Annotated in this window: 24 protein-coding genes; 11 read left to right on the top strand and 13 right to left on the bottom strand. The window is 70.7% G+C overall.

The window, feature by feature from the left end:
* The first annotated feature begins 5 nt into the window (after positions 1-5).
* From FXF68_RS06100 to FXF68_RS06090, 3 genes are read left to right on the top strand one after another with little or no spacing between them, the layout of a single operon-like run.
* Positions 6-614, top strand: a complete 609-nt coding sequence (locus FXF68_RS06100; protein WP_148757868.1) for a TetR/AcrR family transcriptional regulator — start codon at positions 6-8, stop codon at positions 612-614.
* Positions 611-1,975 carry an MFS transporter gene (locus FXF68_RS06095; protein WP_148757867.1) on the top strand — a complete coding sequence of 455 codons (1,365 nt, stop codon included), beginning with the start codon at positions 611-613 and terminating at the stop codon, positions 1,973-1,975. Before FXF68_RS06100 ends, FXF68_RS06095 begins: the two co-directional genes overlap by 4 nt.
* Positions 1,965-3,398: a pyridoxal phosphate-dependent decarboxylase family protein gene (locus FXF68_RS06090; protein ID WP_148757866.1), complete on the top strand. Its 1,434-nt coding sequence runs from the start codon at positions 1,965-1,967 to the stop codon at positions 3,396-3,398. Before FXF68_RS06095 ends, FXF68_RS06090 begins: the two co-directional genes overlap by 11 nt.
* Before the next feature lie 15 nt (positions 3,399-3,413).
* Here the strand turns inward: FXF68_RS06090 and FXF68_RS06085 are convergent, their stop codons facing one another.
* The gene (locus FXF68_RS06085) at positions 3,414-5,222 is read right to left on the bottom strand and encodes a D-alanyl-D-alanine carboxypeptidase family protein (RefSeq protein WP_246178346.1); all 1,809 of its coding nucleotides are present in this window, start codon (positions 5,220-5,222) and stop codon (positions 3,414-3,416) included.
* A 265-nt stretch (positions 5,223-5,487) separates the two neighbouring features.
* Here FXF68_RS06085 and FXF68_RS06080 point away from each other — a divergent pair, with 265 nt between their 5' ends.
* Positions 5,488-5,898 (top strand): CBS domain-containing protein, encoded by a 411-nt coding sequence (locus FXF68_RS06080; protein ID WP_148757864.1) that lies wholly within the window; start codon positions 5,488-5,490, stop codon positions 5,896-5,898.
* Here the strand turns inward: FXF68_RS06080 and FXF68_RS06075 are convergent.
* Positions 5,850-7,007, bottom strand: a complete 1,158-nt coding sequence (locus FXF68_RS06075; protein ID WP_246178344.1) for an aminotransferase class V-fold PLP-dependent enzyme — start codon at positions 7,005-7,007, stop codon at positions 5,850-5,852. The genes FXF68_RS06080 and FXF68_RS06075 overlap by 49 nt on opposite strands.
* A gap of 178 nt (positions 7,008-7,185) precedes the next feature.
* Between FXF68_RS06075 and FXF68_RS06070 the strand changes: the two genes are divergently transcribed.
* Both FXF68_RS06070 and FXF68_RS06065 read left to right on the top strand, forming a co-directional pair.
* Positions 7,186-9,066 carry an ABC transporter ATP-binding protein gene (locus FXF68_RS06070; protein ID WP_148757862.1) on the top strand — a complete coding sequence of 627 codons (1,881 nt, stop codon included), beginning with the start codon at positions 7,186-7,188 and terminating at the stop codon, positions 9,064-9,066.
* An 89-nt stretch (positions 9,067-9,155) separates the two neighbouring features.
* Positions 9,156-9,632 (top strand): VOC family protein, encoded by a 477-nt coding sequence (locus FXF68_RS06065; RefSeq protein WP_148757861.1) that lies wholly within the window; start codon positions 9,156-9,158, stop codon positions 9,630-9,632.
* Here FXF68_RS06065 and FXF68_RS06060 read toward each other — a convergent pair.
* From FXF68_RS06060 to FXF68_RS06035, 6 genes are all read right to left on the bottom strand, one after another.
* Entirely contained in the window at positions 9,601-10,095 is a 495-nt protein-coding gene (locus tag FXF68_RS06060; protein ID WP_246178341.1) for an SRPBCC family protein, read from the bottom strand. The genes FXF68_RS06065 and FXF68_RS06060 overlap by 32 nt on opposite strands.
* A gap of 70 nt (positions 10,096-10,165) precedes the next feature.
* Positions 10,166-10,954 (bottom strand): ABC transporter permease, encoded by a 789-nt coding sequence (locus FXF68_RS06055; RefSeq protein ID WP_246178340.1) that lies wholly within the window; start codon positions 10,952-10,954, stop codon positions 10,166-10,168.
* A gap of 47 nt (positions 10,955-11,001) precedes the next feature.
* Positions 11,002-11,946 (bottom strand): ATP-binding cassette domain-containing protein, encoded by a 945-nt coding sequence (locus FXF68_RS06050; RefSeq protein ID WP_148757859.1) that lies wholly within the window; start codon positions 11,944-11,946, stop codon positions 11,002-11,004.
* On the bottom strand, positions 11,943-12,260 hold the full coding sequence (locus FXF68_RS06045; protein WP_148757858.1) for an ArsR/SmtB family transcription factor: 318 nt from the start codon (positions 12,258-12,260) through the stop codon (positions 11,943-11,945). Before FXF68_RS06045 ends, FXF68_RS06050 begins: the two co-directional genes overlap by 4 nt.
* On the bottom strand, positions 12,257-12,616 hold the full coding sequence (locus tag FXF68_RS06040; protein WP_148757857.1) for a VOC family protein: 360 nt from the start codon (positions 12,614-12,616) through the stop codon (positions 12,257-12,259). Before FXF68_RS06040 ends, FXF68_RS06045 begins: the two co-directional genes overlap by 4 nt.
* A gap of 51 nt (positions 12,617-12,667) precedes the next feature.
* Positions 12,668-12,967 carry a hypothetical protein gene (locus tag FXF68_RS06035; protein WP_148757856.1) on the bottom strand — a complete coding sequence of 100 codons (300 nt, stop codon included), beginning with the start codon at positions 12,965-12,967 and terminating at the stop codon, positions 12,668-12,670.
* 406 nt (positions 12,968-13,373) lie between these two features.
* Between FXF68_RS06035 and FXF68_RS06030 the strand changes: the two genes are divergently transcribed.
* From FXF68_RS06030 to FXF68_RS06020, 3 genes are all read left to right on the top strand, one after another.
* A complete protein-coding gene (locus FXF68_RS06030) occupies positions 13,374-15,689 on the top strand; it encodes an ATP-binding protein (protein ID WP_246178338.1) in 2,316 nt (771 codons plus the stop codon).
* A 176-nt stretch (positions 15,690-15,865) separates the two neighbouring features.
* On the top strand, positions 15,866-16,945 hold the full coding sequence (locus FXF68_RS06025) for a hypothetical protein (protein ID WP_148757855.1): 1,080 nt from the start codon (positions 15,866-15,868) through the stop codon (positions 16,943-16,945).
* Positions 16,946-17,247: 302 nt separating this feature from the next.
* Positions 17,248-17,967 carry a phosphatase PAP2 family protein gene (locus FXF68_RS06020; RefSeq protein WP_187437750.1) on the top strand — a complete coding sequence of 240 codons (720 nt, stop codon included), beginning with the start codon at positions 17,248-17,250 and terminating at the stop codon, positions 17,965-17,967.
* Here FXF68_RS06020 and FXF68_RS06015 read toward each other — a convergent pair.
* Entirely contained in the window at positions 17,964-19,199 is a 1,236-nt protein-coding gene (locus tag FXF68_RS06015; protein ID WP_148757853.1) for an MFS transporter, read from the bottom strand. The two genes, FXF68_RS06020 and FXF68_RS06015, sit on opposite strands and share 4 nt — an antisense overlap.
* A gap of 83 nt (positions 19,200-19,282) precedes the next feature.
* On the opposite strand from FXF68_RS06015, the gene FXF68_RS06010 reads away from it, so the two are divergent.
* A complete protein-coding gene (locus FXF68_RS06010; protein ID WP_148757852.1) occupies positions 19,283-19,762 on the top strand; it encodes a winged helix-turn-helix transcriptional regulator in 480 nt (159 codons plus the stop codon).
* 6 nt (positions 19,763-19,768) lie between these two features.
* The gene (locus FXF68_RS06005) at positions 19,769-20,242 is read left to right on the top strand and encodes an SRPBCC domain-containing protein (protein ID WP_148757851.1); all 474 of its coding nucleotides are present in this window, start codon (positions 19,769-19,771) and stop codon (positions 20,240-20,242) included.
* Here FXF68_RS06005 and FXF68_RS06000 read toward each other — a convergent pair.
* The 4 genes from FXF68_RS06000 to FXF68_RS05985 all read right to left on the bottom strand — a co-directional run bounded on the left by FXF68_RS06000 (position 20,239) and on the right by FXF68_RS05985 (position 24,204).
* The gene (locus FXF68_RS06000; protein ID WP_148757850.1) at positions 20,239-21,126 is read right to left on the bottom strand and encodes an ROK family protein; all 888 of its coding nucleotides are present in this window, start codon (positions 21,124-21,126) and stop codon (positions 20,239-20,241) included. The two genes, FXF68_RS06005 and FXF68_RS06000, sit on opposite strands and share 4 nt — an antisense overlap.
* A complete protein-coding gene (locus tag FXF68_RS05995) occupies positions 21,123-21,938 on the bottom strand; it encodes a carbohydrate ABC transporter permease (RefSeq protein WP_148757849.1) in 816 nt (271 codons plus the stop codon). Before FXF68_RS05995 ends, FXF68_RS06000 begins: the two co-directional genes overlap by 4 nt.
* A 73-nt stretch (positions 21,939-22,011) precedes the next feature.
* Entirely contained in the window at positions 22,012-22,956 is a 945-nt protein-coding gene (locus tag FXF68_RS05990) for a carbohydrate ABC transporter permease (protein WP_246178335.1), read from the bottom strand.
* Complete coding sequence (locus FXF68_RS05985) at positions 22,957-24,204, bottom strand: extracellular solute-binding protein (protein ID WP_148757848.1); 1,248 nt, start codon at positions 24,202-24,204, stop codon at positions 22,957-22,959.
* Positions 24,205-24,599: the final 395 nt, after the last annotated feature.

Below are 24,599 nucleotides of genomic sequence, written 5' to 3'. Positions count from 1 at the left end.
GAGGAATGACCAGCAGCGACAACGGCCGGGAGCGCATCCTGGACGTGGCCACCAGGCTGTTCGCCGCGCTCGGCTACGACGGGACGTCCACCCGCATGATCGCGGAGGCGGCGGGGCTCAACGTCGCCACCGTCGCCTACCACGCGGGCGGCAAGCGCGACCTGTACCTGGCCGTCATGGAACGCGCCCACCAGGCCGAACGGGCGGCGCTCGAAGGCGCGCTCGCCGAGGTGCCGCGCGACGCGGAGGGGATGGTCGCGCTCGCCGACCGCTACATCGACTTCTGCGTCGAGCACCCGGAAATCCCCGCGCTGTGGATGCACCGCTGGCTGTCGGACGCCTCGGACATCGCGCACCTTGAGGAGCAGTACGTCCGGCCCCTGATGGAAATGGTCGTGTCCGCCGCCCGCAAGGTCGTGCCAGACGGAGTCGACATCGAGTACGTCGTGTGGACGATCGTCTGGTGCACCCACGGGTTCGGCGCCGGAGGCGTCCTGGACGGCGACGGGCGCCGCCGCGGCATGGGCGACCCGCGCGAGCTGGCCAGGTTCCGCGCGCACGTCCGCCGCCTCGTCGCGACCGCGATCGGCCTGCCCGGCCAGACCGCCGGATGACCACGACGGCGGCGCTGCCGCGGCGGAGACTTCTCGGTTACGGCGTCGGCTCGATCGGGACGGGCGTGTTCTCCGCCGTCCCCGGCCTGCTGCTCCTCTACTACCTGACGGACGTGCTGGGCGTGTCGGCGGCCGTCGCGGGCGTCGCGCTCGTCGTGCCGAAGGCGTGGGACGTCCTGCTGAACCCGATCGTCGGCGCGGCCAGCGACCGGGAGGCCGTCCGGACCGGCCGCCGCACCCGCCTCCTGCTGCTCGGCGCGGTGACCGTGCCGGTGCTGTTCGCCGCGATGTTCGCCGTCCCCGGCGGCTCGCCGGGGTTCGCCGCCGCCTGGGCCGGGGTCGCGTTCCTGCTGGCGGCGAGCGCGTTCTCCTGCTTCCAGGTGCCGTACGTGGCGCTGCCCGCCGAGGTGTCGGACGACCCCGCCGAGCGCGGCCGGGCGATGGCCTGGCGCGTGGTGTGCCTGACGGTCGGGATCCTGCTCGCGGGCGGCATCGCCCCCGCCCTCGCCGACGTCGGCGGCGGCGGGCGCGCCGGATACGCGCTGATGGGCGTCGTGATCGGGCTCCTCATGGGCGCGGCGATGGTCGGGAGCGCGCTGGCGACGCGGTGGGTGCCGTCCCGGCCGGGGCCGCGTCCGCTGGGCCTCGCCGCCGCGCTGCGCACCGCGCGCGGGAACCGCCCGTTCTTCCTGCTGCTCAGCGCCAACGTCGGGAACACCCTCGCCGTCGCGGTCCAACTGGCGGGCGCGCCCTATGTGGCGACCTACCGGCTGGACGACTACGGGCTCACGTCCGCGATGTTCGTGTGCATGGTCGGGCCGACCGCGTTCGCGGTCCCGGTGTGGCGGTGGCTGGCCCGCAGGTACGGATACATCGACTGTTACGTCGCGGCGCTCGTGATCTTCGCGGTGACGGCCGTCGCCGTGTACCCGCTGATCGGGTCGGTGCCCGGGGTGCTGGCGCTCAGCGCGCTGACCGGCTTCTGCTTCGCGGCCGTGCAACTGCTGCCGCTGTCGCTGCTGCCGGAGACCGTCCACGCCGACGCCGGACGCACCGGGCACGCCCAGTCCGGCGCGTTCACCGGGTTGTGGACGGCCGCCGAGACCGGCGCGTTCGCCCTCGGGCCCGGGATCTACGCGCTGATCCTGACCGTGTCGTCGTTCCGGTCGTCCGACCTCGACGAGCCCGTCGTGCAGGAGGGGTCGGCGCTGACCGGGCTCAGCGTCGGGTTCTCGATCGTCCCGGCGGTGTTGCTGTCGCTGAGCGTGCCGCTGGCGTTGGCGTACCGGCGGGCCGCCGCCGTCCACCGCCGTGCGGGCGGGGTTGGAAAACTGGAGGAAGAGCAGGGACATGCCGTCTGACCGTCTCCCCGAAACCGGCCGTCCCGCCGGGGAACTGCTCGCCGAGCTGGCCCGGCTGCGGGACGCCGACCTGCCCGTGCGCGGCGGCCAGGTGACCGCCTACGTCTACGACACCGGACGCGAGGCCGTGCACGCCCTCGCCGCGTCCGCGTTCCAGGAGATGCTGGAGGTCAACTGCCTGGACCCGACCGCGTTCCCGAGCATCGTCGCCCTGGAACGCCAGGTCGTCGGCGCGGTCGCGGACCGGCTCGGCGGCGGCTCCGGGATCTTCACCAGCGGCGGCACCGAGTCGATCATGCTGGCGGTCAAGGCGGCGCGGGATCGTCGTTCGGTGGACGGACGGCCCGAGATCGTGGTGCCGACCACCGCGCATCCGGCCTTTCACAAGGCGGCGCATTACCTGGGCGCGAAGGTCGTGCAGGTTCCTGTCGACTCGTCATTCCGAGCAGATCCCGTCGCTGTCGCTGGTGCGATTACGGCGCGGACGGTATTGGTCGTCGCCTCCGCCCCGTCCTATCCGCAAGGCGTCATGGACCCGGTTCCCGAGATCGCGGCGGTCGCGGCTTCCGCAGGGATTCCGTGCCATGTGGACGCTTGCGTGGGCGGTTGGGTGCTGCCCTGGCTGCGGGAGGCGGGACGCGACGTGCCGCCGTTCGACCTGTCCGTGCCCGGGGTGACGTCCCTTTCCTGCGACCTGCACAAGTACGGGTATGCGCCGAAGGGTGCGTCGGTCGTCCTTTTCGCGGACGAGTCGCTGCGCCGGTGCGCCTACTTCGCGTCCGCGGAATGGCCCGGATACACCGTCATCAACGCGGGTGTGCAGAGCAGCAAGAGCGCCGGGCCGCTGGGCGCCGCCTGGGCCACTCTGAACGCGGTCGGTGCGCGCGGGTACCGCGAACTCGCCTCGACTTCGATGCGGGTGGCGGAACGGCTCGTTGAAGGCGTCGCCGAAATTCCTGGGTTGCGGGTGCTCGGGGAGCCCGTTGTTCCGCTCGTCGCCGTCGCGTCGGACGACCCGGAACTCGACGTGTTCGTCGTCGCCGACGAGGCGCGGGCGCGCGGCTGGTTCTTCCAGCCTCAGCTCTCCTACCAGGGGATTCCGCCGAACCTGCATTTCACGCTGACCGGCGTCAGCGACGTGGAGGCCCTTCTCGGGGCGCTTTCCGACGCCGTCAAGGCGGCGAGGGTGGCCGGGCCGCCGGACGTTCCGGCTGGTCTCGCGGACGCGCTCGCCGGCCTTGACCTGGACGGTCTCGACGACGCCGGGTTCGGTGAACTGCTCAGGTCGGTCGGCGTCGATCTTTCTGAGAGTGGTGCCGCGGCGCCGTCCATGGCGACGGTCAACGCCATTCTGGACGTCCTGCCGCCCGCGACGCGCGAGGCGCTGCTGATCCGTTTCCTGTCCGTGCTTTATGCGCGGTAGGTGTCGGCGTCGCGGTCAGTTGAAGCGGATGAGGCGTTTGACGACGGACGGCTTTTCCAGCTTCTGTCCGAGTTGCAGGGGGACGGTCGCCGCTCCGGCCTTGACGGCGCCGACCTTCTTGCCGGCGCGCGCCTCGTGCGGCGGGTTTCCCCTGACGGCGATCGGCACGGTGAGCCCGGGCCAGCCGACGACCGTCACCGGGGCCGCGGCGCGCAGCGGCGTCGTCCCGCCGAGCCCGTCGTCGACCCGGGCGACCCGGGCGCCCTTCGGCGCGACCGTCGCCGGGACCAGCGCCGCCTCCGCCGCGAAGACGAGCCGCTCCGCCGCGCTGACCGCGCCCGCCGCCGTCGGGGAGTGCTGGCCCATCACCGCGCCCACGAGCAGGACGTTCACGCCCCCGACGCTCTTGCGCGCCGCGAACACGAAGTTGCCTCCGGCCGCGTCCGTGTAGCCGGTCTTGCCGCCGACGACGCCGTACTGGCCGAGCAGGAAGTTCCCGCCCTCGCGGGGCGGCGTGCCGTCGTCGGCGACGTAGGCGCGGTTGTTCACGATCTCGGTGAACGCTGGGATGGACATCGCCGCACGCAGCAGTTTCACCTGATCGGCGGCGGTGCTGACCGTCCCGGAGTCGTATCCGCTCGGGTCGGTGTAGCGGGTGCCGGTCATCCCGAGCGATTTCGCGGTCTCGTTCATCTTGGCCACGAACGCCTGCTCGTTTCCCGAATCCCAGCGCGCCAGCTCATGCGCGATGTCGTTCGCGGAGATGACGAGCAGGGCCTCCAGGGCCTTCCGCTGGGTGAGCCTCTGGTTCGCGGTCACGCCGAGCAGCGACTCCCCGCGCTTCTTGCGCGCTGGGATCTGCGCGGCCGCCTGCGGCGAGACCGTGAGGACCGGGCCCGGCTGGCCCTGCTTCAACGGGTGCTCGCGGAGGTAGACGTAGGCGGTCATGACCTTCGCGACGCTCGCCGTTGGGATCGATGTCGCCCCACCGGACGTGCCCATCGTCCCGAGGCCCTCAACGTGGACCACCGCTTGCCCCACTGTCGGCCACGGCAGTGCCGGGGCCTGGCCGGGGAAGGCGTGGCTGGACGCGATGAGCTGCTTGACCGTCGGGTCTGGGACGGGACGGACGAGCTGGCCCGCGACGACCCCGACCACCAGCACCAGGGCGGCGACAAGCACGACGAGTCCGCGCCGCCCGCCCTTGCGCTCGCGTTCGGGCGCGGTGGCGGGCTGCGGGGGCGGCGGTGTGGAGGGCGTCGGCGGCGCGGGGGGCGCGGGCGGTGCGGCTACTGGCGGTGCCGCCACGGGCGGTGTGGATGGGGGCGGTGTGGATGCGGGCGGCGGGGGAGGGGCGGCGGGAGTGGAGGCGGCGGGGGCCGACCCTCCGTCCCAGGGCACGACCCACTGGCCGGACGATCGGACGGCCGGAGAATCCTCCGGCGTGTGGCCTGGAGTGGGGAGGTTGGGCAGACGTTCGACGCGCGTGGGCCCTGCCCCACTCGGTGGGGGGACGTCCTGTGCGGTCTCAGGCTCGTCCTGCGCGGACTCGGGGAGCTGGGCGGACCATGGCCCCTGCGGTGGAGCGGCCGCAGGCTCCTCGTCGTGCTCGTCCTCGGGCTCGTCCGCCTCGGGCTCGGGTTCCGGCTCCGGTTCGGGCTTCGGCGGCGTGGGACGCTGGATCGAGATGTCCGGCCTGGTCAGCGACACGTTCTTCGGGACGGCGAACTCGGCGGTCGCCGTCCGCGCCGACTCCCGCTCGTCGTCCTTCGGTTCGTTCTCCTCGGAACCGGACGTCACCGGTTCCTGCTTGGCGTCGTCCACGGCCCCGACCTCCTCGGCTGGCGCATCCCCGGCAGACGGAGCCGTCTTTCCCCCGACAACCCCCGTGCATATGTGAGGATGCGAAGTTTATCGAGAAGGTTCGGCAGACTTCGCACAGGCCGCGCCGATGTCGCGCCTTACTCACGTCCGCGCCCCCGCCTGATCGGCCCGGATCCTCAGGAATGAGCCGGTTTCTGTCGGGTAGGGCCCGCCTCGTTCCCGGGCCGCGGAGGCGGACCCCACGAGGCTCTAGGAGGAGTGTGCGATGGCAGCGAAGGTCCGCGACATCATGACCGGTTCCCCTACCTCGGTGTCCCCGGAGCTCGACCTCGTGACGGTGGCGCGGGCGATGCGCGACGAGGAGATCGGCGCCGTGCTGGTGGCCGACGGCGACGAGCTGATGGGGGTCGTCACCGACCGCGACCTGGTGATACGCGGGCTCGCCGCCGGAGGGGACCCGAAGGAGGCGCCGGTCGGCCGCATCGCCAGCAGCGGGACGGTGACCGTCGGCCCGGACGACTCCCTCGACCGGGCCGCGCAGATCATGCGGGAGCGCTCGGTGCGCCGCCTGCCCGTCATCGAGGACGGACGTCCCGTGGGCATCGTCACGCTGGGCGACCTCGCGCGTCAGGGCAGGACGGACAGCAGCCGGTCCAACTCGTCCTCGGTGTTGTAGTAGTGCAGGGAGGCCCGTACCGAGTGGGGGACGGCGCCCGCGTCATATCCGTGGTCGAGCGGATCGGTGACCTTGACGTTGACCCCACGTTCCCTGGCGGCCTGCTTGATGGCGCCGGGCTCCATCCCGTCCACGGTGAACGTGACGATGCCGCACTGCAACGCGCCCTTGTCCTGGACGGTGACCCCAGGCCGGGCGGCCAGTTCTTCCCGCAACCGGGACCCGAGCCAGATCACCCGCTCTTCGATGGCCCGCATACCTAGGTCGGCCGCATAGTCGGCGGCGACACCGAGCCCTATCTGCCCGGCGACATACCGTTCCCACGTCTCGAAGCGCTGCGCCGTCTCGCGGATCTCATAGCCGCTGGACGGCGACCAGCTGGCGGCCTGCAGATCGAGGAACGGCGGCTCCAGCGTCTGGACGATTTCGCGCCGCACGTAGAGGAAACCCGTCCCGCGCGGGCCGCGCAGGAACTTCCGTCCGGTCGCGGAGAGCATGTCGCAGCCGATCTCGGCGACGTCCACGACGAGCTGGCCCACGGATTGGCAGGCGTCCAACAGGAACAGGACACCGTGCTCCCGGCACAGGCGTCCGACCTCGGCTGCCGGGTTGACGAGCCCGTTGTGCGTCGGGATGTGGTTCAGCGACACCAAACGGACATCGCCCTTGGCCAGCTCTGCCGCAAGGGCGTCCAGTGAGAGCGTTCCATCCGAGTCGTCTGGGACGACCTCCACGCTGGCGCCCTTGGCCGAGGCCACCTGGTGGTAGGCGATGGCATTGCTGGAGTACTCGCTCGTCGTGGTGAGGATGCGGTCGCCTTCGGTGAAGGGAATGGCGTAGAAGGCCAGGTCCCAGGCTCGGGTCGCGTTCTCCACATAGGCGATCTCGTCCGCGCGCGCGCCGATCAGCTCCGCGATCGCACCGTAGAAACGGGCGATGACCGTCTCGTTCTGCTCGGCGGCCTCGTAACCGCCGATCGTCGACTCCAGCTCGAAATGGTCCGCGACCGCGTCGATCACGGGACGCGGCGGCAGCGCCGCGCCCGCGTTGTTGAGGTGGGCGACCTTCGCGCAGCCGGGGGTGTCGGCTCGGAGACCGTCGATGTCCACATGCGCCCTTTCGTCGGAGGGAGGCGTCCGGAGCCCCGCGGGGCGGGAGCGTCCTGGAGGCTCCGGCGAGAATGTCGTACCCACGCGCGACCCTGAGTCGACGGGCGGCGACTTGACCTCAACCATCGTTGAGGTCGCAGGCTGGCTCTCACCAGGCTAACGATCGACGGGGTTCGTCATGGACATGGAAGTCACCGCGTGGATGTCACTGCACCACGCGATGCACGCGCGCGACAGCAGGCCGTTCTCGAAGGCGACGCTGCGCCGGATCGCCGGTTTCGCCCGCCCGCACCGGCGCACGCTGGCCGCGTTCCTCACGCTCAGCGTGCTGATGGCGGTGCTCGCGGTCGCGACGCCGGTGCTGGCCGGGCAGGTCGTCGACGCCATCGTCGACAAGTCCGACTCGTCCACGGTCGTCTGGCTCGCCATCCTGATCGCGTTCCTGGCGCTGGCGGAGGGCGGTCTCGGGCTGGCGAACCGGTGGCTGTCCGCGCGCATCGGCGAGGGGCTGATCCTCGACCTGCGCACCTCGGTGTTCGACCACGTCCAGCGCATGCCGGTCGCGTTCTTCACCCGCACCCGGACGGGCGCGCTCGTCAGCCGTCTCAACAACGACGTCATCGGGGCGCAGCGCGCGTTCAGCGACACCCTGTCCGGTGTGGTCAGCAACCTGGTGACCGTGCTGCTCACCTTCGCCGTGATGGTGCGCATCTCCTGGCAGATCACTCTGCTCGCCCTGGTTCTGCTGCCTGTCTTCGTTCTTCCGGCCAGGCGGATGGGGAGCCGCCTGGCGCGGCTCGAACGCGAGGCCGCCGGGCACGACGCCGCGATGAGCACGCAGATGACCGAGCGCTTCTCCGCGCCCGGCGCGACGCTGGTCAAGCTGTTCGGCCGTCCGGCCCGGGAGTCCGCCGAGTTCGCCGCGCGGGCCCGGCGCGTCCGCGACATCGGCGTCCGCACCGCGATGGTGCAGCACGTCTTCATCACCGCGCTGACCATGGTGTCCGCGCTGGCGCTCGCGCTCGTCTACGGGCTCGGCGGCGTGCTTTCGCTGCGCGGCCACCTCGACGCGGGCGCCGTCGTCGCCCTCGCGCTCCTGCTCACCCGCCTCTACGCGCCGCTGACCGCCCTCGCCAGCGCCCGCGTCGAGGTGATGAGCGCGCTGGTCAGCTTCGAGCGGGTCTTCGAGGTGCTCGACATGAAGCCGCTCGTTGCGGAGAGGGCCGAGACGCGCACCGTCCCGGACGGGCCCGTCTCCGTCGAGTTCGACGGGGTGACGTTCGCCTACCCGTCCGCCGACAAGGTCTCGCTGGCCTCGCTCGAAGAGGTCGCCACGCTCGACACGCGCGGCGGCGTCGACGTCCTGCACGACGTGTCGTTCCGCGCCGAGCCCGGGCAGATGATCGCGCTGGTCGGGTCGTCCGGCGCGGGCAAGTCGACGATCGCGCAGCTCCTGCCCCGCCTCTACGACGTCGACTCGGGCGCCGTCCGGCTCGGCGGCGTCGACGTCCGCGACCTGTCCTTCCAGCACATCCGCGACACGCTCGGCATGGTCACGCAGGACGGCCACCTCTTCCACGAGACGATCCGCGAGAACCTGCTGCTCGCCCGTCCCGAGGCCGAGGAGGACGAGCTGTGGGACGTCCTGCGCCGCTCCCGCCTCGACGCCCTCATCGCCGGGCTGCCCGACGGGCTCGACACCGTCGTCGGCGAACGCGGCTACCGGCTGTCCGGCGGCGAGCGGCAGCGGCTCACGATCGCCCGGCTGCTGCTCGCCCGCCCGCGCGTCGTCATCCTGGACGAGGCCACCGCCCACCTCGACTCGACGTCCGAGGCCGCCGTCCAGGAGGCGCTGACCGAGGCGCTCGCCGGGCGCACCGCCGTGGTCATCGCGCACCGGCTCAGCACCGTCCGCGCCGCCGACCAGATCCTCGTCGTCGAGGACGGCCGCATCGTCGAACGCGGCACCCACGAGGCGCTCCTCGCCGCCGAGGGCCGCTACGCCGAGCTGTACCGCACCCAGTTCAGCGACCGTCCGCCCCTCGAACCCGCCGTCTGACGTGCGGTTGGAGAAGGGACCGAAGGGGAGGAGTACGCCGTGACGTGAGTCGGAGCCGACGCGCGGAAGGACGCGGAAAGGACGCGGAGATGGTCGACCGGAGCCAACTGCCCGCACCCGAGCAAGGGCTGGTGCTGACGCACTTCCTGACCGTGCGGGACGTCGCCCGCTCCCGCGCGTTCTATGCGGACGTCCTCGGCGGCGAGGTCGTGCTGGAAGAGAACCCCGCCATCGTCAAGGTCGCGAACACCTGGATCATCATGAACCCGGGCGGCGGGCCCACCCCCGACAAGCCCGATATCGTCCTCAGGGCCCCCGAGCCGGGCGACCCGGTCACGGCGTTCATGAACGTCCGCGTGGCCGACATCGCCGCGTTCTACGAACGTGCCCGCTCCCTCGGCGCCGAGTTCCTGACCGAGCCGCTCGACCGCAAGGCCGAGATCCGCTGCTACATGCGCGACCCAGACGGCCACCTCATCGAAGTGGGCGAGGCTACCGGCATGCTCAAGGGCATCTACGCCGACCCCAGCCCACCTAACCCCAACCGTCCCGGGGGAGGTCGGTGAGGGTTTGGTGGAGGGCTCGGAGGACGTGGGAGCGCCAGCCGCTGCCCATGCCGCGGAAGGCGAAGGCGTGGACGGGGTCGTCCAGGTCGAAGCCCGCGTGCCGGATGAACATGCGGGTGCCGCGCCCCTCGGGGACGAGCCGCCACGTCACCGTCGTGTCGAGCCCGCCGCCGCCCCAGGAGATCCGCAGCAGCCGCGGCTCGTCCAGCTCCAGGACCCGGCAGGCGATGATCCCGTCGAAGCCGATGTTCGGGATCGGCCGGGTGGTGAATGCGAAACGGTGCCCGACCGCGGGCTTGAAGTCGTTCGGCATCAGCCAGCGGGCCAGCAGGTCGGGGTCGGTGAGCGCCCGCCACACCTTCGCGGGCGGGTGCGGGAGGAACTCGTCCACCTCGATGGACGCGGGTTCGCCGCTCATCCGGTCCTCCATGCCGCCCTCCATTCCGTCATCCTTCGCGTTCATGTCCCCTCGTCCAGGTCAGGCGTCAGGTCGGGCCTCGGGTTGGGCGTCAGGTCGGGCGTCGGGTCGGGCGTCAGATCCGGCGGAAGCGGGCGACCGCGACGGCGGCGGAGACGGCGATGATCCCGGCCGTCCACGCGAGCGCCACGGCGACGTCGTGGCCGCCGCCGTCCAGGACGTCGCCCTGCGTCAGCGACCTGACGGCGTCCATCATCGCGGTGACCGGCTGGTTCTCGGCGAAGCCGCGCAGCCACCCGGGCATGGTGTCCACCGGCACGTAGGCGCCGGACACGAAGCTCAGCGGCAGCGCCAGGAACCCGACGCCCTGCGCGGCCTGCGGGTTCGCGGTGAGCAGCCCGAGCGCGACGAACACCCACACGAACGCGAACCCGAACAGCAGGCACAGCCCGAACCCGAGGAGCGCCGAACCCCAGCCCGCGTGGACGCGGAACCCGACCGCGAACGACAGCCCGGCAGACACGGCGAGGATCAGCGCGACCCGGACGGTGTCCGCCGCGACCTGCCCGGCGATGACGGCGAGCCGCGGCATCGGCAGCGACCTGAGCCGGTCGAGGTAGCCGGAGCCGAGGTCGTCCGCGACGGCGACGGCCGCGCTCATCCCGGCGAACAGCCCGCTCACCGTCAGCAGCCCGGGGATCATGTAGTCGACGTAGCTCAGCCCGTGCCCGCGGGTCGCGCCGCCGATCGCCCCGCCGAACACGTACCGGAAGATCAGCAGGAACGCGACGCTCTGGACGAGCCCCATCACGATGATCTGCGGGGTCCGCACCGTCCGCAGGACGCCGCGCCGGGCGACCGTCCAGCTCGCGGCCGCCAGCCCGACCCCGGAACCGGCGCCCAACCCGGCCCCTGAACCGGCCCCTGAACCGGCCCTCGGTGGCGCGGCGGTCATGCGGGGCTCCGTTCGGGCGCCCCGGTCAGGGCGAGGAAGACCTCGTCGAGGGTCGGGCGGCGGAGCGCGATGTCCGCGACGGCGGCGCGCCGCTCGTCCAGCGCGCGGACGGCCCTCATCAGGTCGTCCGTGCCGTGCGGGGCGGCCATCGTGACCAGCAGCGACGCCGGGTCGGCCTGGACGGCGCCGAACGCCGCCAGCGCCCCGGCGGCGATCCCGACCGAGGCGTGGTCGCGGACGCGCACCTCCACCAGGTCGCCGCCGGTCCGCGACTTCAGCTCGGGCGGCGTGCCCTCCGCGACGACCCGGCCGCGGTCGACGATCACGATCCGGTCGGCGAGCCGGTCGGCCTCGTCCAGGTACTGGGTGGTCAGCAGGACGTCGGTGCCGCCGGACACGAGGTCGCCGATCGCGTCCCACAGCTCGATGCGGCTGCGCGGGTCGAGGCCGGTGGTGGGCTCGTCCAGCAGCAGCAGGCGGGGCGCGCCGACCAGGGACGCGCCGAGGTCGAGGCGGCGGCGCAGCCCGCCGGAGTAGGTGCGGACGAGCCGGTCGGCCACTTCGCCCAGCGACAGCCGGTCGAGCACCCGCCGCGCGCTCTCCCGCGCGGCGCGGCGGCCCTGCCCGAACAGCCGGGCGATCATCTCCAGGTTCTCCCGCCCGGTCATCGCCGCCTCCACGGCCGCGTGCTGCCCGGCGAGCCCGATGATCCGGCGCGTCCGGCCGGGGTGCCGGACGGCGTCGACGCCGTCCACCCGCAGCGTCCCCCGGTCGGGTCGGACGAGCGTCGCCACCGACCGCACGAACGTCGTCTTGCCCGCGCCGTTCGGCCCGAGCAGCGCGACGACCTGGCCGGACTCGGCGACGAGGTCGAGCCCGGCGAGGGCCTCCACGGAGCCGTACCGCTTGGCGAGCCCGGCGGCCTCCAGCACGGGCGTCATCCCTCGCCCTCCTCCTCGTCGAGGAGTCTGCGCAGGTCGGAGAGCCTCTCGCGCCAGAACCGCTCGTACGGGTGCAGCCATTCGGACAGCTCGCGCAGCGGCCCCGGCTCCAGCCGGTAGATGCGCTGCCGCCCGTTGCGCTGCTCGGTGACGAGCCCGGCGTCCCGCAGCACCTTCAGGTGCTCGGAGACGCTCGGCCGGCTCATCGCGAAGTGGGACGCGAGGTCGTTCACGGGGCGCGGCCCGTCCAGCAGGAGCCCGGTCAGCTCCCGCCGGACGGGACTCGCGAGCGCCGCGAAGACGTCCGCGGTCACGCTTCGGCCAGGACGAGGCCGTTCCCGTCCGGGTCGGTGAGCGTGGCCTGCCGTCCCCACGGGAGGTCCTGCGGGCCGTCGACGTCCACCCCGGCCTGGCGGAGCCGCGCGCAGTCGGCGTCCAGGTCGGACGTCTCCAGGATCAGCCCGTGGAGGCTCCCCGGCGTGTGCCCGGGCACGTGGGCGGCGAGGACGACGTTCGTCTGCGCGCCCTTGGGGGCGAGCTGGAGCCAGCGGACCGGTCCCGTGGACTGGTCGGCCACGACCTCGAAGCCGAGCGTGTCCGCGTAGAAGGACTTGGCGGCGTCCTGGTCGGACACCGGAACGGTCAGCAGCCGCACATGCGTGATGTTCATGTGCCAGACGATACGTAGGTGATTCCCTACCTGTCAAACGTCGGGAATAGCCTACGCATAGGACCGTGCGGGCGAGGGCGCCTCGACGGTGACCGCGCCCGACGCCGGATCGCGGAAGCCCTCGGCGATCAACCCGTCGTAGCAGTACTCGGGAGGGCGTCCGGGCTTCAGCCGGACCGCCCACACCGCGCCGGACGCGCCGCCCCGCTCGGCCGCCAGCGCCTCCGCGAGGGCCGCCACCGCGCGCCGCCGGTCGGCGCTGATCCCGCCGGGGCCCGCGCGCCACGCGTCAGGGCAGCGCACGTCCCAGCTGTACAGGCTCGCGTTCGTCGGCGTCTGCGCCGTCTTCATCGGACCCCTTCGTCCAGCCGTGCCCGTCCATCCGCGCCCGCCGGTCGGGGTCCGGCGGCCGGGGCCTCCCGCAGCCGCCCCCGGCCGCCGGTCTCGGCGGACCGCGCGGGAACGCCGGGTGGACGGCCGTCCGAAGGCGCGGGCCACGCCCCATCCCCCAACCCGAGGACGGACCGCACCCCCGTCCGGCCGGTGCCCATCCTGGCGGGGCCGCGGCGGCGGCACATCGGTAGTTGCACCGATCGCCCGTACCGAAACCGTCCGGCGGGGCGTGTGCGACCCGTCCGGGAGTGGACACCTCCCTACCCGCCACGGACGATCAAGGTTGCTGTCCGTGGCAGCGTGATTACAATCCTGACGTCCCCTCGTAGCCGGGCTTCCGGCGGAAGCTGACTCGGAGGCAGCCGTGGTGCGGAACTCGACGCTGGAGCGACAGACGGGAAGGCTGCCCGCGGAGTTCACCAGCTTCGTCGGCCGGGACGCGGAGCTCGTCCGGCTCCGGCGGCTCGTCGGCGAGCACCGGCTCGTGACGCTGACCGGGCCCGCGGGCGTCGGGAAGACGAGGCTCGCCGTCCGGACCGCCGCCCTGTCCGAGGAAGAGTTCGACGAGGGCGTCCACTTCGTCGGCCTGTCCGGGCTGACCGAGCCGTCGCTGCTGGCGCAGACGATCTGCGACGCGTTCGGGCTGGCCGAGCAGGCGGGCGAGACCGCGGTCGGATGCCTCGTCGACCACCTCGCCGACCGGCGGCTGCTGCTCGTCCTCGACACGTGCGAGCACCTGCTGGACGAGTGCGCGACGCTGACGGAGGCGATGCTGCGGACGGCCCCCGGCCTGCGCGTCCTCGCGACGAGCCGGCAGGCGCTCGACGTCATGGGCGAGCACACCGTGGTCGTCGCGCCGCTCGGGCGGTCGGGCGACGGTGATGGGGACGGCGACGGTGGCGGCGCGGTCGAGGGCGAGGGCGACGCGGTCAGGCTGTTCGCCGAGCGCGCGGCCGCCGCGGTCCAGGGGTGGACGCTCACCCGCGGCAACCGCGACGCGGCCGTGCAGCTCTGCGACCGGCTCGACGGCATCCCGCTCGCGATCGAGCTCGCCGCCGTCCAGCTCCGCGCGTTCTCGCTCGACCAGGTGCTCGGACGCCTCGGCACCCACCTGTTCCAGGTGCGCGGCAGGCGCACCAGCGTGCGGCGCCACCAGACGCTGCGCGCCGCGGTCGACTGGAGCCACGAGCTGTGCTCGCCCGAGGAGCGGCTGCTCTGGGCGCGGCTCTCGGTGTTCGCCGACGGCTTCGACCTGGAGGCCGCGGAGAACGTCTGCGGTGGCGACGGGCTCCCCGCCGACCACGTCGCGGACGTCCTGACCGGCCTGGTCGAGAAGTCGATCGTGCAGCGCGCCGACCGCGGCGGCGAGGCCCGCTACCGGATGCTCGACACGCTCCGCGAGTACGGCGCCGAGCGCCTCGCCGGGCTCGGCGGGCGGGACCGCCTCCGGCACGCTTGTTTCGCCTGGTACGCCCGGCAGTTGCGGCGTGCCCGCGCGGAGCTGCCGAGCGCGGCGCAGATCCAGTGGCTCGAGTGGTTCGACTGCGAGCGCGGCAACATCCGCGCGCTGCTCGGGCACGTCGTCGCGACGGCCGAACCCGGCGCGCTCCGCGACGCCCTGGAGACCCTCGGCCGCCTCTGGGCGCTGCGCGGGACGGTGGGCGAGGGCCGGCACTGGGTCGACCGCGTCCTCGAAACGCGCGACACGACCGGCCCGGGCTGGACGGGCCTGCTCGCCATCGCCGCCCTGACGATGACGCTTCAGGACGACCTGGCCAGGGCGGGCGAACTGCTGGACCGCGCGGAGGCGCAGGGCCGGGCCGACGACGATCCGCGCGGCATCGCGCTCGCGGTGTCGGCGAAGGGCATCGTGGCGCTGTTCGAGGGCGACTTCGACCTCGTCCTGCGGCTGCTCGGCACGGCCGACGAACTGGCCCGCGGCAGCGGCGAGGACGACCTGCTCTTCCTGCTCATCGACGTGTTCCGCGGTGTTGCGTACCTGTTCAAGAACGAGTTCACGGCGTCCGTCGCGCACGCGGACGCGGCCGCCCAGGCCGGTGCGGAGCGCGGCGAGCTGTGGGTCCGCTCCTACGGCATGCTCGTCTGCGGGCTCGCGCTGTGGCTGGCGGACGACCTCGACGCCTCGATGGAGCAGCTCCGCCGGGCCCTGCGGATCAAGCGCGACCTGGACGACGAGCTCGGCACGACGCTGGCGCTCGAGTCGATCGCCGCGTGCCTGTCCAGCCGGGGCGAGGCGGCGCGGGCCGTCCGGCTGCTGGGGGCCGCCGACCGGTTGCGCGAGTTCACCCAGACGTCCTGGTTCGGTCCGCACCACGCGCTGCTCCGCGAGATCCACATCGACCGGGCGCAGCAGGCCCTCGGCGAGGAGGCGTTCCGCGCGGCGCTGGAGGAGGGCGGCCGGCTCCCGCTCGCGGACGCCGTCGAGGACGCCCTCGGCGAGGGTCCCGAGGGGGAGGGGGCGCGGACCGGCGGCCCGCTCACCAACCGCGAGCTGCAGGTCGCGGCGCTGGTCGCGGAGGGGCTGTCGAACCGGGCGATCGCCGAACGGCTGACGATCGCCAAGCGCACCGCCGACTCGCATGTGGAGCACATCCTCGCCAAGCTCGGCTACTCGTCGCGCGCGCAGATTGCGACCTGGATCACCGCGCAGAAGAGCTGACCGTTCGTCCAGGTCCGGTCTGCGGCTTGTGCGCGCCGACGTGAATCGTCACGGTGGTGCCACGGTGGGCGACGGCAGGGCGGGACGCGATGGGGTTAGAGGCGACCGAGCGCACAGACGACAGCGAACGCCGCGGCGGGACGGCTCCCCAGGCGCAGGGGGACATTCTCGGGCGGTTGGCCGCCATCGACCGGCGCGGCCTTCCCGACGCCAAGACCGCGGACGACCTGAACCGATTCGCCGACGAGGGCCGCACGCACGTTCTGGTGGTGCTGCTGGCCGGCGCGGTCGCCCGTCTCCTGCCCGGCCGGGTGTCCGCGCTGACGGCGACGGTCTCGGTCGTGGTCATGGCGGGCTGGCCGTACGTGCTCGGGCTCGTCGCCGGCGGCTTGGCGGAGGAGCACCCGCTGCGCGGCGAAACAGGCGAACTGGTCGTCGTGTCGGCGTCGGTCACCACGGTCCTCATGCTGGGCCTCGGCTGGTATGCCTGGCGCTGGACGGCGGTCCTCGCCGAAGGCGTCTCCGACCTCCTCGCCGTGTCGGCGGAACGGCGGGCGTTTCTTGCCTGGCTGCGGACGCGCCGCCGTTTCGTCCCGCAGCTCGCGGCGGGAGCGGGCGGCGCGGTCATGTCGTCCCTTCTCGTCTACGCGATGTCGCATCAGGACACCGATTCCGTCGCGGTCAGCGCGTGGATCTACATCTCCTGCGCCTGGACGGGTTTCGTCGGCGGCGGCGTCGTGTACTGGCTCTACACCCTCGCCGAGGTTCCGCTGCGCCTGCACCGCTGCGGGGACCTGCAGATGGCGTGGCTGGACCCGGCGCACACTCCGGCGATCGTCCAACTGTGCCGGGTGTACGCGCGCGTCGCTATCGCCACGGCGGCGGGCGTCCTGCAGTCCGAGGTGTCGACCGTGAGCGTGACCAGTGACCGTCCGGGCGCGTTGATGGAGGGGTTCTACGTAGGGTTTCCCGTGCTGGCGGTGGTGACGGCGCTGTACGTCGGCGTCCAGCCTTATGTCACGCTCGCGCACCTGGTCCGGCGTCACATCGACACGATCGTGGACCCGCTGATGGCGCAGACGCACCGTCCGCCCGGACACCTCCTCCTCTCCCACGACCTGCCGGGCGCGTTCCAGGCGTACACGCATTTCCGTACCCTGCGCCGCCTTCCGATAAAAACGGCGACCATCCTGCAGTACGTGACGGGAATAATCGCCTCACTGGCCGTCTTCTTCGTGCAACGCCTATTCACCTGACACGCGGCAACCGCTGGTCTTGTGCGATGCACTCCGGCGGGCGGCGGAAAGCGGAACGTTCCGGTGCCGTCGTCATCGTTCGTGCCAGGGAAGGTGCAATGTCCGGATTGGTGACCGGTGACCGCAGCCGCTTCTGACAGTGCTGCTAATGTTCTGTTATGGAGATCATCATACTGTTAGCAATGACCTCTGTACACTTTGTGTCCGTTATTTCGGTGCTCCTGTTCCATCGGTTCGGGAGGCTGTCCGCGCCGGGACGGCTTGTGCTCGCTCGCGCCCAGTTAGCCGGGACACTCGGTCCCGTGGGCGGGTTCGTGATGCTCTACGGAGCCGGGGTGTTCGTGCTGACGGCGGGCGGTCTGGCCCTCGGCGAGCTGGTGCAGCGCGTCGAGGGCCCCGTGGACCGGGCGGTTTTCGACCTGATGGAGGACCATTACGACAGGCAATGGGCCGATCCGGTCGAGCTGGTCGGACGGTTGGGCAACGTCTGGCAGACCCGGTTCGTCGCCCTCGTGGCGATCGTCGTGCTCACCGGGGTCGCGTTGTGGCGGCGAGAACGGCCCTGGGTTCCTGCCTTTCTCATCAGCACGTCCGTGCTGGTGCAGAAATTCGATCAGGCGGCGCTGGCCAAGGTCGTGGACCGGGGACACCCGCCGACCACGCTGGGCACCTTTCCGTCCGGTGGCTGCGCGCGGGTTCTGGTGATCTACGGCACAATCACTTTCCTGGCCCTGGCCTATTCGTGTGCGGGTCGTGCCGTGCGGATATGGAGTTGGAGTGCCATCGTGACCCTCGCCTACGTCGAGGGGTGCACGCGCACCTATTTGAACAAGCATTGGGTGACCGATGTATTCGGCGGATGGGCGGTCGGCGGGGCGATGCTGCTCGTCACCGTCTTCGCGGCGCGAGCCTTGCTGGACGCGCGACGAATGGCACCGGACGGCGACGCATCACCAAACCGCTCTAATCCCGCGTCCCGTCCCCGCCACCGTGCGCTCGCCGGGGTGATGCCCGACTGTTAGCGCGATCCAGCAGTGGGCGCTCGATGTGTTGAGAGGACGGAGTGCCCGGTAGGGCGAACCGTCTCGCCGTCTCGCTTTGGCCGCATGCGTTGGCTGACGGCCCAGACGGAGAGTCCGCAGAGGGCGAAGGCAGCCCCGAGAATGGCGGATCCGGTCCATCCGGCAGCGGAGTAGACCGTCGTGGTGGCGGTTGCTCCGAGGGCTGAGCCGATCGAGTAGAAGAGCATGTATCCGCCGATGGCGCTGCTCGTCTGGTGCGAGTAAACGCTGGTGAGCAAGTGCTGGTTGCTGACGTGCACCGCCTGGACCGCGAGGTCGAGGACGACGACACCCACCACGACCAGCCAGAGTGACCAGGTCGCCTGACCCGAGGCCAGCCAGGACGCGGCCAGGAGCGCGAGCCCGACCCCCGTGACGAGATTGGCGCGACCGCCATCAGCCCATCGTCCCGCCCTTGCGGCCCCCAGGGCCCCGGCGAGGCCCGCGATTCCGAAGAGGCCGATTTCCGCGGAGCTCAGGTGCCAGGGTTCCGCTGCGAGCGGTAGCGCCAGTCCGCTCCAGAGCGTCCCGAAGGAAGCGAACAGAAAGAACGCGATCAGACCGCGCGAGAGGAACACGGGTTCGCGAAAGAGGCGGCCGAGTGAGACCAGCACATGGCCGTACGTCGCGTCAGTGGAGCGATTGTCGGCCGGTAGAAGTTTCAGGACGAGAAGAGTGAGCGCGATGAGGAGTGCGGCAAGCGCCACGTAGATGCTTCGCCATCCCCAGACCGCGGCGAGGCTTCCCGCGAGGACACGGGATCCGAGGATGCCGATGATGACGCCGGAAGTGACGATGCCGAGCGTCCGGCCCCGGTCGGACGGCGTCGCCACGTCGGCGGCGAACGCGACGGTGGTCTGGACGACCACCGCGAACAGTCCGGTCAGGGCGAGTCCGACGAGCAGCAGCCAGAGCTGGGTGGCGGCCGCCGCCAGCGCCATGCCGACCGCGGCGAGGAGCAGGTGGCTCGCGATGAGCCCGCGCCGATCGAGCATGTCCCCCAGCGGGACGAGGAAGGCCAGGCCGATCAGGTAGCCGACCTGCCCCGCTGCCACGATCCAGCCCAGGCCCGCGTCCGGGACGCCCAGGTCACGACCGATCTGGGCGAGGACGGGCTGCGCGGCGTAGATCGTGGCGACGGCGACCGAGCAGATCACTGCGAGCAGCGCCCTCCGGCCGAACGTGAGGCTCACGGGAGACTCCAATCAGTAGCAGATTGCAACTAAACTGACCGTACGGCAGAATAGTTTCAATCCGCAACTCATCAGGAGGGGTGATGACCGCCACCGCCCGCTTCGGCGACATGGACTGGACCGACTCCACCTGCCCGGTCGCCCGTGCGCTCGACCTCGTCGGAGAGCGGTGGAGCCTGCTGATCGTTCGCGACGCGATGGACGGCGCCCGCTCGTTCACCGACTTCCAGCAGCGCACCGGGATCGCGCGCAACATCCTCACCGACCGTCTCCGGCGGCTGGTCGAGCGCGGCATCCTCGACCGGCGGACGGCGCCGTCAGGCCGCCGGCAGATCTACGTGCTCACCGACGCGGGACGCGACCTCTTCACCGTCATCGTGGCCATGCGCCAGTGGGGCGAACGGCATGCGTTCACTCCGGACGAGGCCCACTCGGTTCTCGTCGACGAGAGCGGACTCCCGCTCCCGCAGCTTCGCGCCACCGATTCCCGCGGCGCTCCCGCGAGCGTCGATACGACCGCCGTCCAGCGGAAGGACAACAGCCCGCTCCATGAGGCAAGGTAGATCCTCATGTACTCGACACAGGTCACCCGTCGCATCGACGCGCCGCGTTCGGTGGTGTTTCGGGCGCTTCTCGATGCGGACGCGATCGCGGCTTGGCGGGTGCCGGACGGCATGACCAGCCGGGTGCACGAGTTCGACGGACGTGAAGGCGGCGCCTTCCGCATCTCGCTGACCTATGACGAACCGGCCGCGACCGGGAAGACGTCCGCCCATACCGACACGTACCACGGCCGGTTCGTGAAGGTCGTGCAGGACGAGCAGGTGGTCGAGGTCTTCCGGTTCGAGACCGACGACCCGGAGTTGAACGGCGAGATGACGATGACCACGACACTCGCCGACGCGGACGGAGCCACCGATGTGACCATCCTGCACGAGGGCATGCCCGACAGCGTGCCCGCCGCGGACAACGAACTCGGCACCCGAATGGCCTTGGACAACCTTGCGAGATTCGTCGAACGCGGCGAGCGCGGAACGGACTAGGGCGGGTCCTCCACCAGGCGGGCGGCCAGGATCGCCGCGCCTTTCACGGCTGCCTGGTCGTCCAGCTCGGAATGCAGGAGGCCGGGAGGCGCGCGGAACGTCAGCCGGGGCGCGAGGCGTGTTTCGAGCGGTTCGAGGAGTCCTCGGTCCGCCTTGGCCAGGCCGCCGCCCAGGATGATCAGGCCGGGGTCCATGAGGAGCGTCGCGGCGGCCAGGCCGTCCGCCAGGCAGTCGAGGGCCTCCGACCAGACCCGCGCGGCCTTCTCGTCGTTCTTCCCGGCTCGGGCTATGACCTCCTCGGCCGGGACGTTGCCGCCGTAGCGGCGGGAGATCGCGGCGGCGGAGGCGTACGTCTCCAGGCAGCCCCGGTTGCCGCACGCGCAGTCCTCGCCATCCGGACGGACGACCACATGACCGATCTCGCCGCTCCAGCCGGCGACGCCCGGATACGGCGTGCCGCCGATGATGAGGGCGGCGGCGATGCCGGTGCCGATGGCGACGAAGACGAAGTCCCCGGCATCGCGGCCCGCGCCGAGAACGGCCTCTCCGAGGCCGCCCGTGCGGACGTCCTGGCCGATCGCGACGGGAATCCCGATGCGTTCCCGCACCAGTTCCAGCATGGGCACGTCCCGCCAACCGAGGTTCGCGGAGTTGACGGCGACGCCCGCCTTCTCGTCCACGATCCCGGGGACGGCGATTCCCGCGGCGCGGGCCGGAGAGCCGAGGGCGGCGGCGCGCGCGACCAGGTGGGCGGCGAAGTCCAGGATGCCGCCCACCGGGTCCGCGTGGTCGGTGGGCCACGAGTCGGTCGCCAGCACCGCGGAGTCCCGGGTGATGGCGGCCTTCATCGTGGTCCCGCCGACGTCGAGTCCGATCAGGCTCATTTCACCGAGCCCGCCGTGAGCCCGCCGATGAGGTAGCGCTCGATGAAGATGAACAGGATGACGACCGGCACGATCGCGATCAGCGACGTCGCGAAAAGGAACTGCCAGTGCGCCTGGTATTGCGTCACGAACGACGGGACGCCGACGGTCAGCGGACGCCGGTCCGGCGACGCGGTGACCGTCAACGCCACGATGTACTCGTTCCACGCCGCGATGAACGTGTAAACGATCGCGGTGACGACGCCCGGCATGGAAATGGGCAGGGTGACGCGGGTGAGCGCGCCGACTCGCCCGGCGCCGTCCAGGAACGCCGCCTCCTCCAGCTCTTTCGGGATGCTGGAGAAATAACCGTGCAGGATCCAGATGCAGAACGGCAGGTTGAACGCCGCGTTCACCAGGATCAGCGCGAGCAGCGTGTCGGTCAGGTTGAGCGCGACCATTTCCCGGTAGATGCCGATGACCAGCGCGGTCGGCGCGAACATCTGCGTCACCAGGACGAGCAGCAGGAAGGCCCCCCGTCCGCGGAAACGGTTCCGTGCCGTGTAGTACGCGGCGGGCATCGCGCACGCGAGCGTCACGATCGTCGCGGCGGCCGCGACGGTGAGCGAAACCCGCAGATATGTCCAGACCGGCGCGGCCGACCAGACGTCGATGAAGTTCGACCACGTCCAATGCGACGGCAAATAGGTGCCCGGCGACTTCGTCAGTTCCTTTTCCGGCTTGAGCGCCGTGATGAGCATCTGCAGGTACGGCAGCAGGAAGACGAAGGCGACCAGCCAGCCGAGCCCGGTGAGAATGACCCGCCGAGTCATCGGCGCCTTCCTTTCTGTGGGGCGCGCCCCAGGCCCCCGAGATGGAGGTTCGATGATCCTCGCTTCGCTCCGGTCATCGAACCTCCTCCCGCCAACGTGCGGCCCGCAGATAGAACAGCACCATGACGAGGATCAAGGCGAAGTTCACGACCGCCATGGCGCCGGACTCGCCGACGTGCTGGTCGTAGAAGGCCAGTTTGTACATGAACGTTGTCGTGGTGTCGGTGTCGCTTCCCGGCCCGCCCGCGGTCATCGCCCAGATGATCGGGAATGAGTTGAACACGTTGATGACGTTGATGATGGACGCGATCAGAATGGCGGGGCGCAGCAGCGGAAGCGTGATGCCGAAATAGGTCCGGAACGCGCTCGCGCCGTCGACGCGGGCCGCCTCGTACACGTCCTCCGGAATCGTCTGGAGCCCTGCGAGGATCACGAACGACGTGAACGGCAGCGACACGAACACCGCGACCCACATCATCCACAGCATCGCCTGGCCCGGATGCGCCAGCCAATTCACCGGTTTGTCGATGATGTGGAGGTCGAGCAGAACGCGGTTGACGAGCCCGGAATAGTTGTCCAGCATCCATTTCCAGATCAGCGCCGTCATCAGCACCGACGCCGCCCAGGGGACGACGACGGCCCAGCGGACGACGCGCCGTCCGGGGAAGCGGGCGTTCAGCAGCTGGCCGAGCGCGAGGGACAGCGTCATCGTGATGACCACGATTCCACCGACCCACAGCAGCGTGCGCAGCACGACGGGGATCAGGTCGTCCTCGTCGAACAGGTCGGTGTAGTTGGCGGTGCCGTTGTAGCCGAGCGTGACGCCGGACGAGGTGATGTCCTGCAACGACGTCCGCACCATCTCGATGACGGGCCACAGCACGACGACGCAGATCAGCACGAGGGACGGGCCGAGCCACGCCAGCGGGGTCAGCGCCCGTCCGGTCCGGCGGAGCAGGGAGGGGCGGGGGGCCGGGGAGGTGGCGGCCCCCCGCCGCCTGGTCTTGAGGTCCTGCACTCAGCCGGCCTTCTCGGCGGTCTCCTGGATCTTGTCCAGAACCGTCTTCGGGTCTTTGCTCGCCACGGAGCTGCCGAGGTCCTGCTTGACCGCGCCCGCGACCGCGGACCACGCCGGGTTGGACGTGGGGGCGAACTTGGACGTCGGGAGGGCGTCCACGAACTGCTTCATGTACGGGTCGGCGCTGAGCGCGTCACCGGCCGACTTCGTCACCGGAAGGAAGCCCTCGGTGGTGAGGAACTTCGAGGTGTTCTCCTTCTGGTAGAAGAAGTCGAGGAACTTCTTGACGGCGTCCTGGTTCTTGCTGCCGTCCTTCTTGAACGCGGCGAGAACGTCCATGACGCCGAGCGTGTTGTGCTCGCTGCCGCTCTTGCTCGGCAGCGGCGCGACGCCGAAGTTCAGGCTCTTGTTCACCGGGTCGATGAATCCGGCCTTGGTGAACGGGCCGCCGATGGCCATTCCGATCTTGCCCTGCGCGAACTGGTTGAACACCGTCTTCCGGTCGGTGCTCTCCGGGTTCGGCTGGGTCAGCCCGGACTTGTTGAGGTCCTTCAGGAAGGTCAGCGTGTCGATGTTGGCCTGCTGGTTGATCGCCCATTTCCCGGACGCGTCGACCCAGCCGCCGCCATTGTTCATCGCCCACGAGTAGAACTCGGCCTGCGCCTCTTCGGGGCCGAGCGGCAGCCCGTAGCCGATCGTGCTGCCATTCTTGATCTTCTTCGCGTCGGCCTTGACCTCGTCCCAGGTGGCGGGCGCGGCCTTGATGCCGGCCTTCTCGAAGAGGTCCTTGTTGTAGAAGAGAAGGCGGGCGCTGGAGATGAACGGCAGGCCGTACTGCTCCCCGTTGTACTTCGCCTGCTCGACGAACGTGGGAGTGAAGTCGCTGAGCGTCGCCGGGGACACCACGTCGGACGCCTTGTAGATGAGGCCGTCCCGGGCGAAGTCGGAGAACGCGTTGTAGTTCAGGATGTCGGGGACCTGCTTGGTCTGGACGTAGGTCTTCACCTTCGCGTCCATCTGGGACCAGTCGACCATCTCGAGGTTGACCTTGTAGCCGGAGTTCTTGGCCTCGAAGTCCTTGATGAGCGCGTCCCAGTAGGGCTTCGTGTTGTCGTCGTAGATCGCGGCGACGAACTTGATGGTCTTTCCGTCCGAACCGCTGTCCGATGAGCTGCCCTTGCCGCATCCGCTGACGCCGAGCGCCACGGTCAGACCCGCGGCGACGACGCCCAGGAGGTGCCGTTTCATCTGTCCCCGCCTTCTCCGCCTTGCATTGGTGGACGCACGTTGGCGCGCCCGTGCTGAGGTGTGCCGTATTTCATGCGCTGAGGTCGTCCTGCCGTGATCGGCTCCGAATGCTCCGTCAACCCCGGGAGCCGAGTACTGCGGTCGGGAATCACATGATCACGTTCTGCGTCCGGCGATCCCGGACCCGCCCCGGCGCCCCCCTTCGCGCATGAAAAAATGTGCGCGATGTGAATGCTCACTGAACACAAACGCGCGTTGTGGCCATGAAGATAAACACTGGTCCGTACCAGTTCAAGGGTTCGATTACGCAAGAGTCTTAACCGTTATGGACCATCCTGAGGTGGGCTGTCTGGTCTGGTGCGCACGCTGGGCTGGTCTGGTCGGCCGAACAGGAG

The sequence above is a fragment of the Actinomadura decatromicini genome (assembly GCF_008121305.1).
GTDB lineage: Bacteria > Actinomycetota > Actinomycetes > Streptosporangiales > Streptosporangiaceae > Spirillospora > Spirillospora syzygii.
Note: the sequence above shows the minus strand (reverse complement) of the source record. Positions and strands in the feature narration are given on the sequence as shown.

Bases quoted from the DNA above. Each gene is read 5' to 3' on its own strand.
- FXF68_RS06100 (WP_148757868.1), top strand. From the start codon at position 6: ATGACCAGCAGCGACAACGGCCGGGAGCGCATCCTGGACGTGGCCACC.
- FXF68_RS06095 (WP_148757867.1), top strand. From the start codon at position 611: ATGACCACGACGGCGGCGCTGCCGCGGCGGAGACTTCTCGGTTACGGC.
- FXF68_RS06090 (WP_148757866.1), top strand. From the start codon at position 1,965: ATGCCGTCTGACCGTCTCCCCGAAACCGGCCGTCCCGCCGGGGAACTG.
- FXF68_RS06080 (WP_148757864.1), top strand. From the start codon at position 5,488: ATGGCAGCGAAGGTCCGCGACATCATGACCGGTTCCCCTACCTCGGTG.
- FXF68_RS06070 (WP_148757862.1), top strand. From the start codon at position 7,186: ATGGACATGGAAGTCACCGCGTGGATGTCACTGCACCACGCGATGCAC.
- FXF68_RS06065 (WP_148757861.1), top strand. From the start codon at position 9,156: ATGGTCGACCGGAGCCAACTGCCCGCACCCGAGCAAGGGCTGGTGCTG.
- FXF68_RS06060 (WP_246178341.1), bottom strand. From the start codon at position 10,095: ATGAACGCGAAGGATGACGGAATGGAGGGCGGCATGGAGGACCGGATG.
- FXF68_RS06050 (WP_148757859.1), bottom strand. From the start codon at position 11,946: ATGACGCCCGTGCTGGAGGCCGCCGGGCTCGCCAAGCGGTACGGCTCC.
- FXF68_RS06040 (WP_148757857.1), bottom strand. From the start codon at position 12,616: ATGAACATCACGCATGTGCGGCTGCTGACCGTTCCGGTGTCCGACCAG.
- FXF68_RS06035 (WP_148757856.1), bottom strand. From the start codon at position 12,967: ATGAAGACGGCGCAGACGCCGACGAACGCGAGCCTGTACAGCTGGGAC.
- FXF68_RS06010 (WP_148757852.1), top strand. From the start codon at position 19,283: ATGACCGCCACCGCCCGCTTCGGCGACATGGACTGGACCGACTCCACC.
- FXF68_RS06005 (WP_148757851.1), top strand. From the start codon at position 19,769: ATGTACTCGACACAGGTCACCCGTCGCATCGACGCGCCGCGTTCGGTG.
- FXF68_RS06000 (WP_148757850.1), bottom strand. From the start codon at position 21,126: ATGAGCCTGATCGGACTCGACGTCGGCGGGACCACGATGAAGGCCGCC.
- FXF68_RS05995 (WP_148757849.1), bottom strand. From the start codon at position 21,938: ATGACTCGGCGGGTCATTCTCACCGGGCTCGGCTGGCTGGTCGCCTTC.
- FXF68_RS05985 (WP_148757848.1), bottom strand. From the start codon at position 24,204: ATGAAACGGCACCTCCTGGGCGTCGTCGCCGCGGGTCTGACCGTGGCG.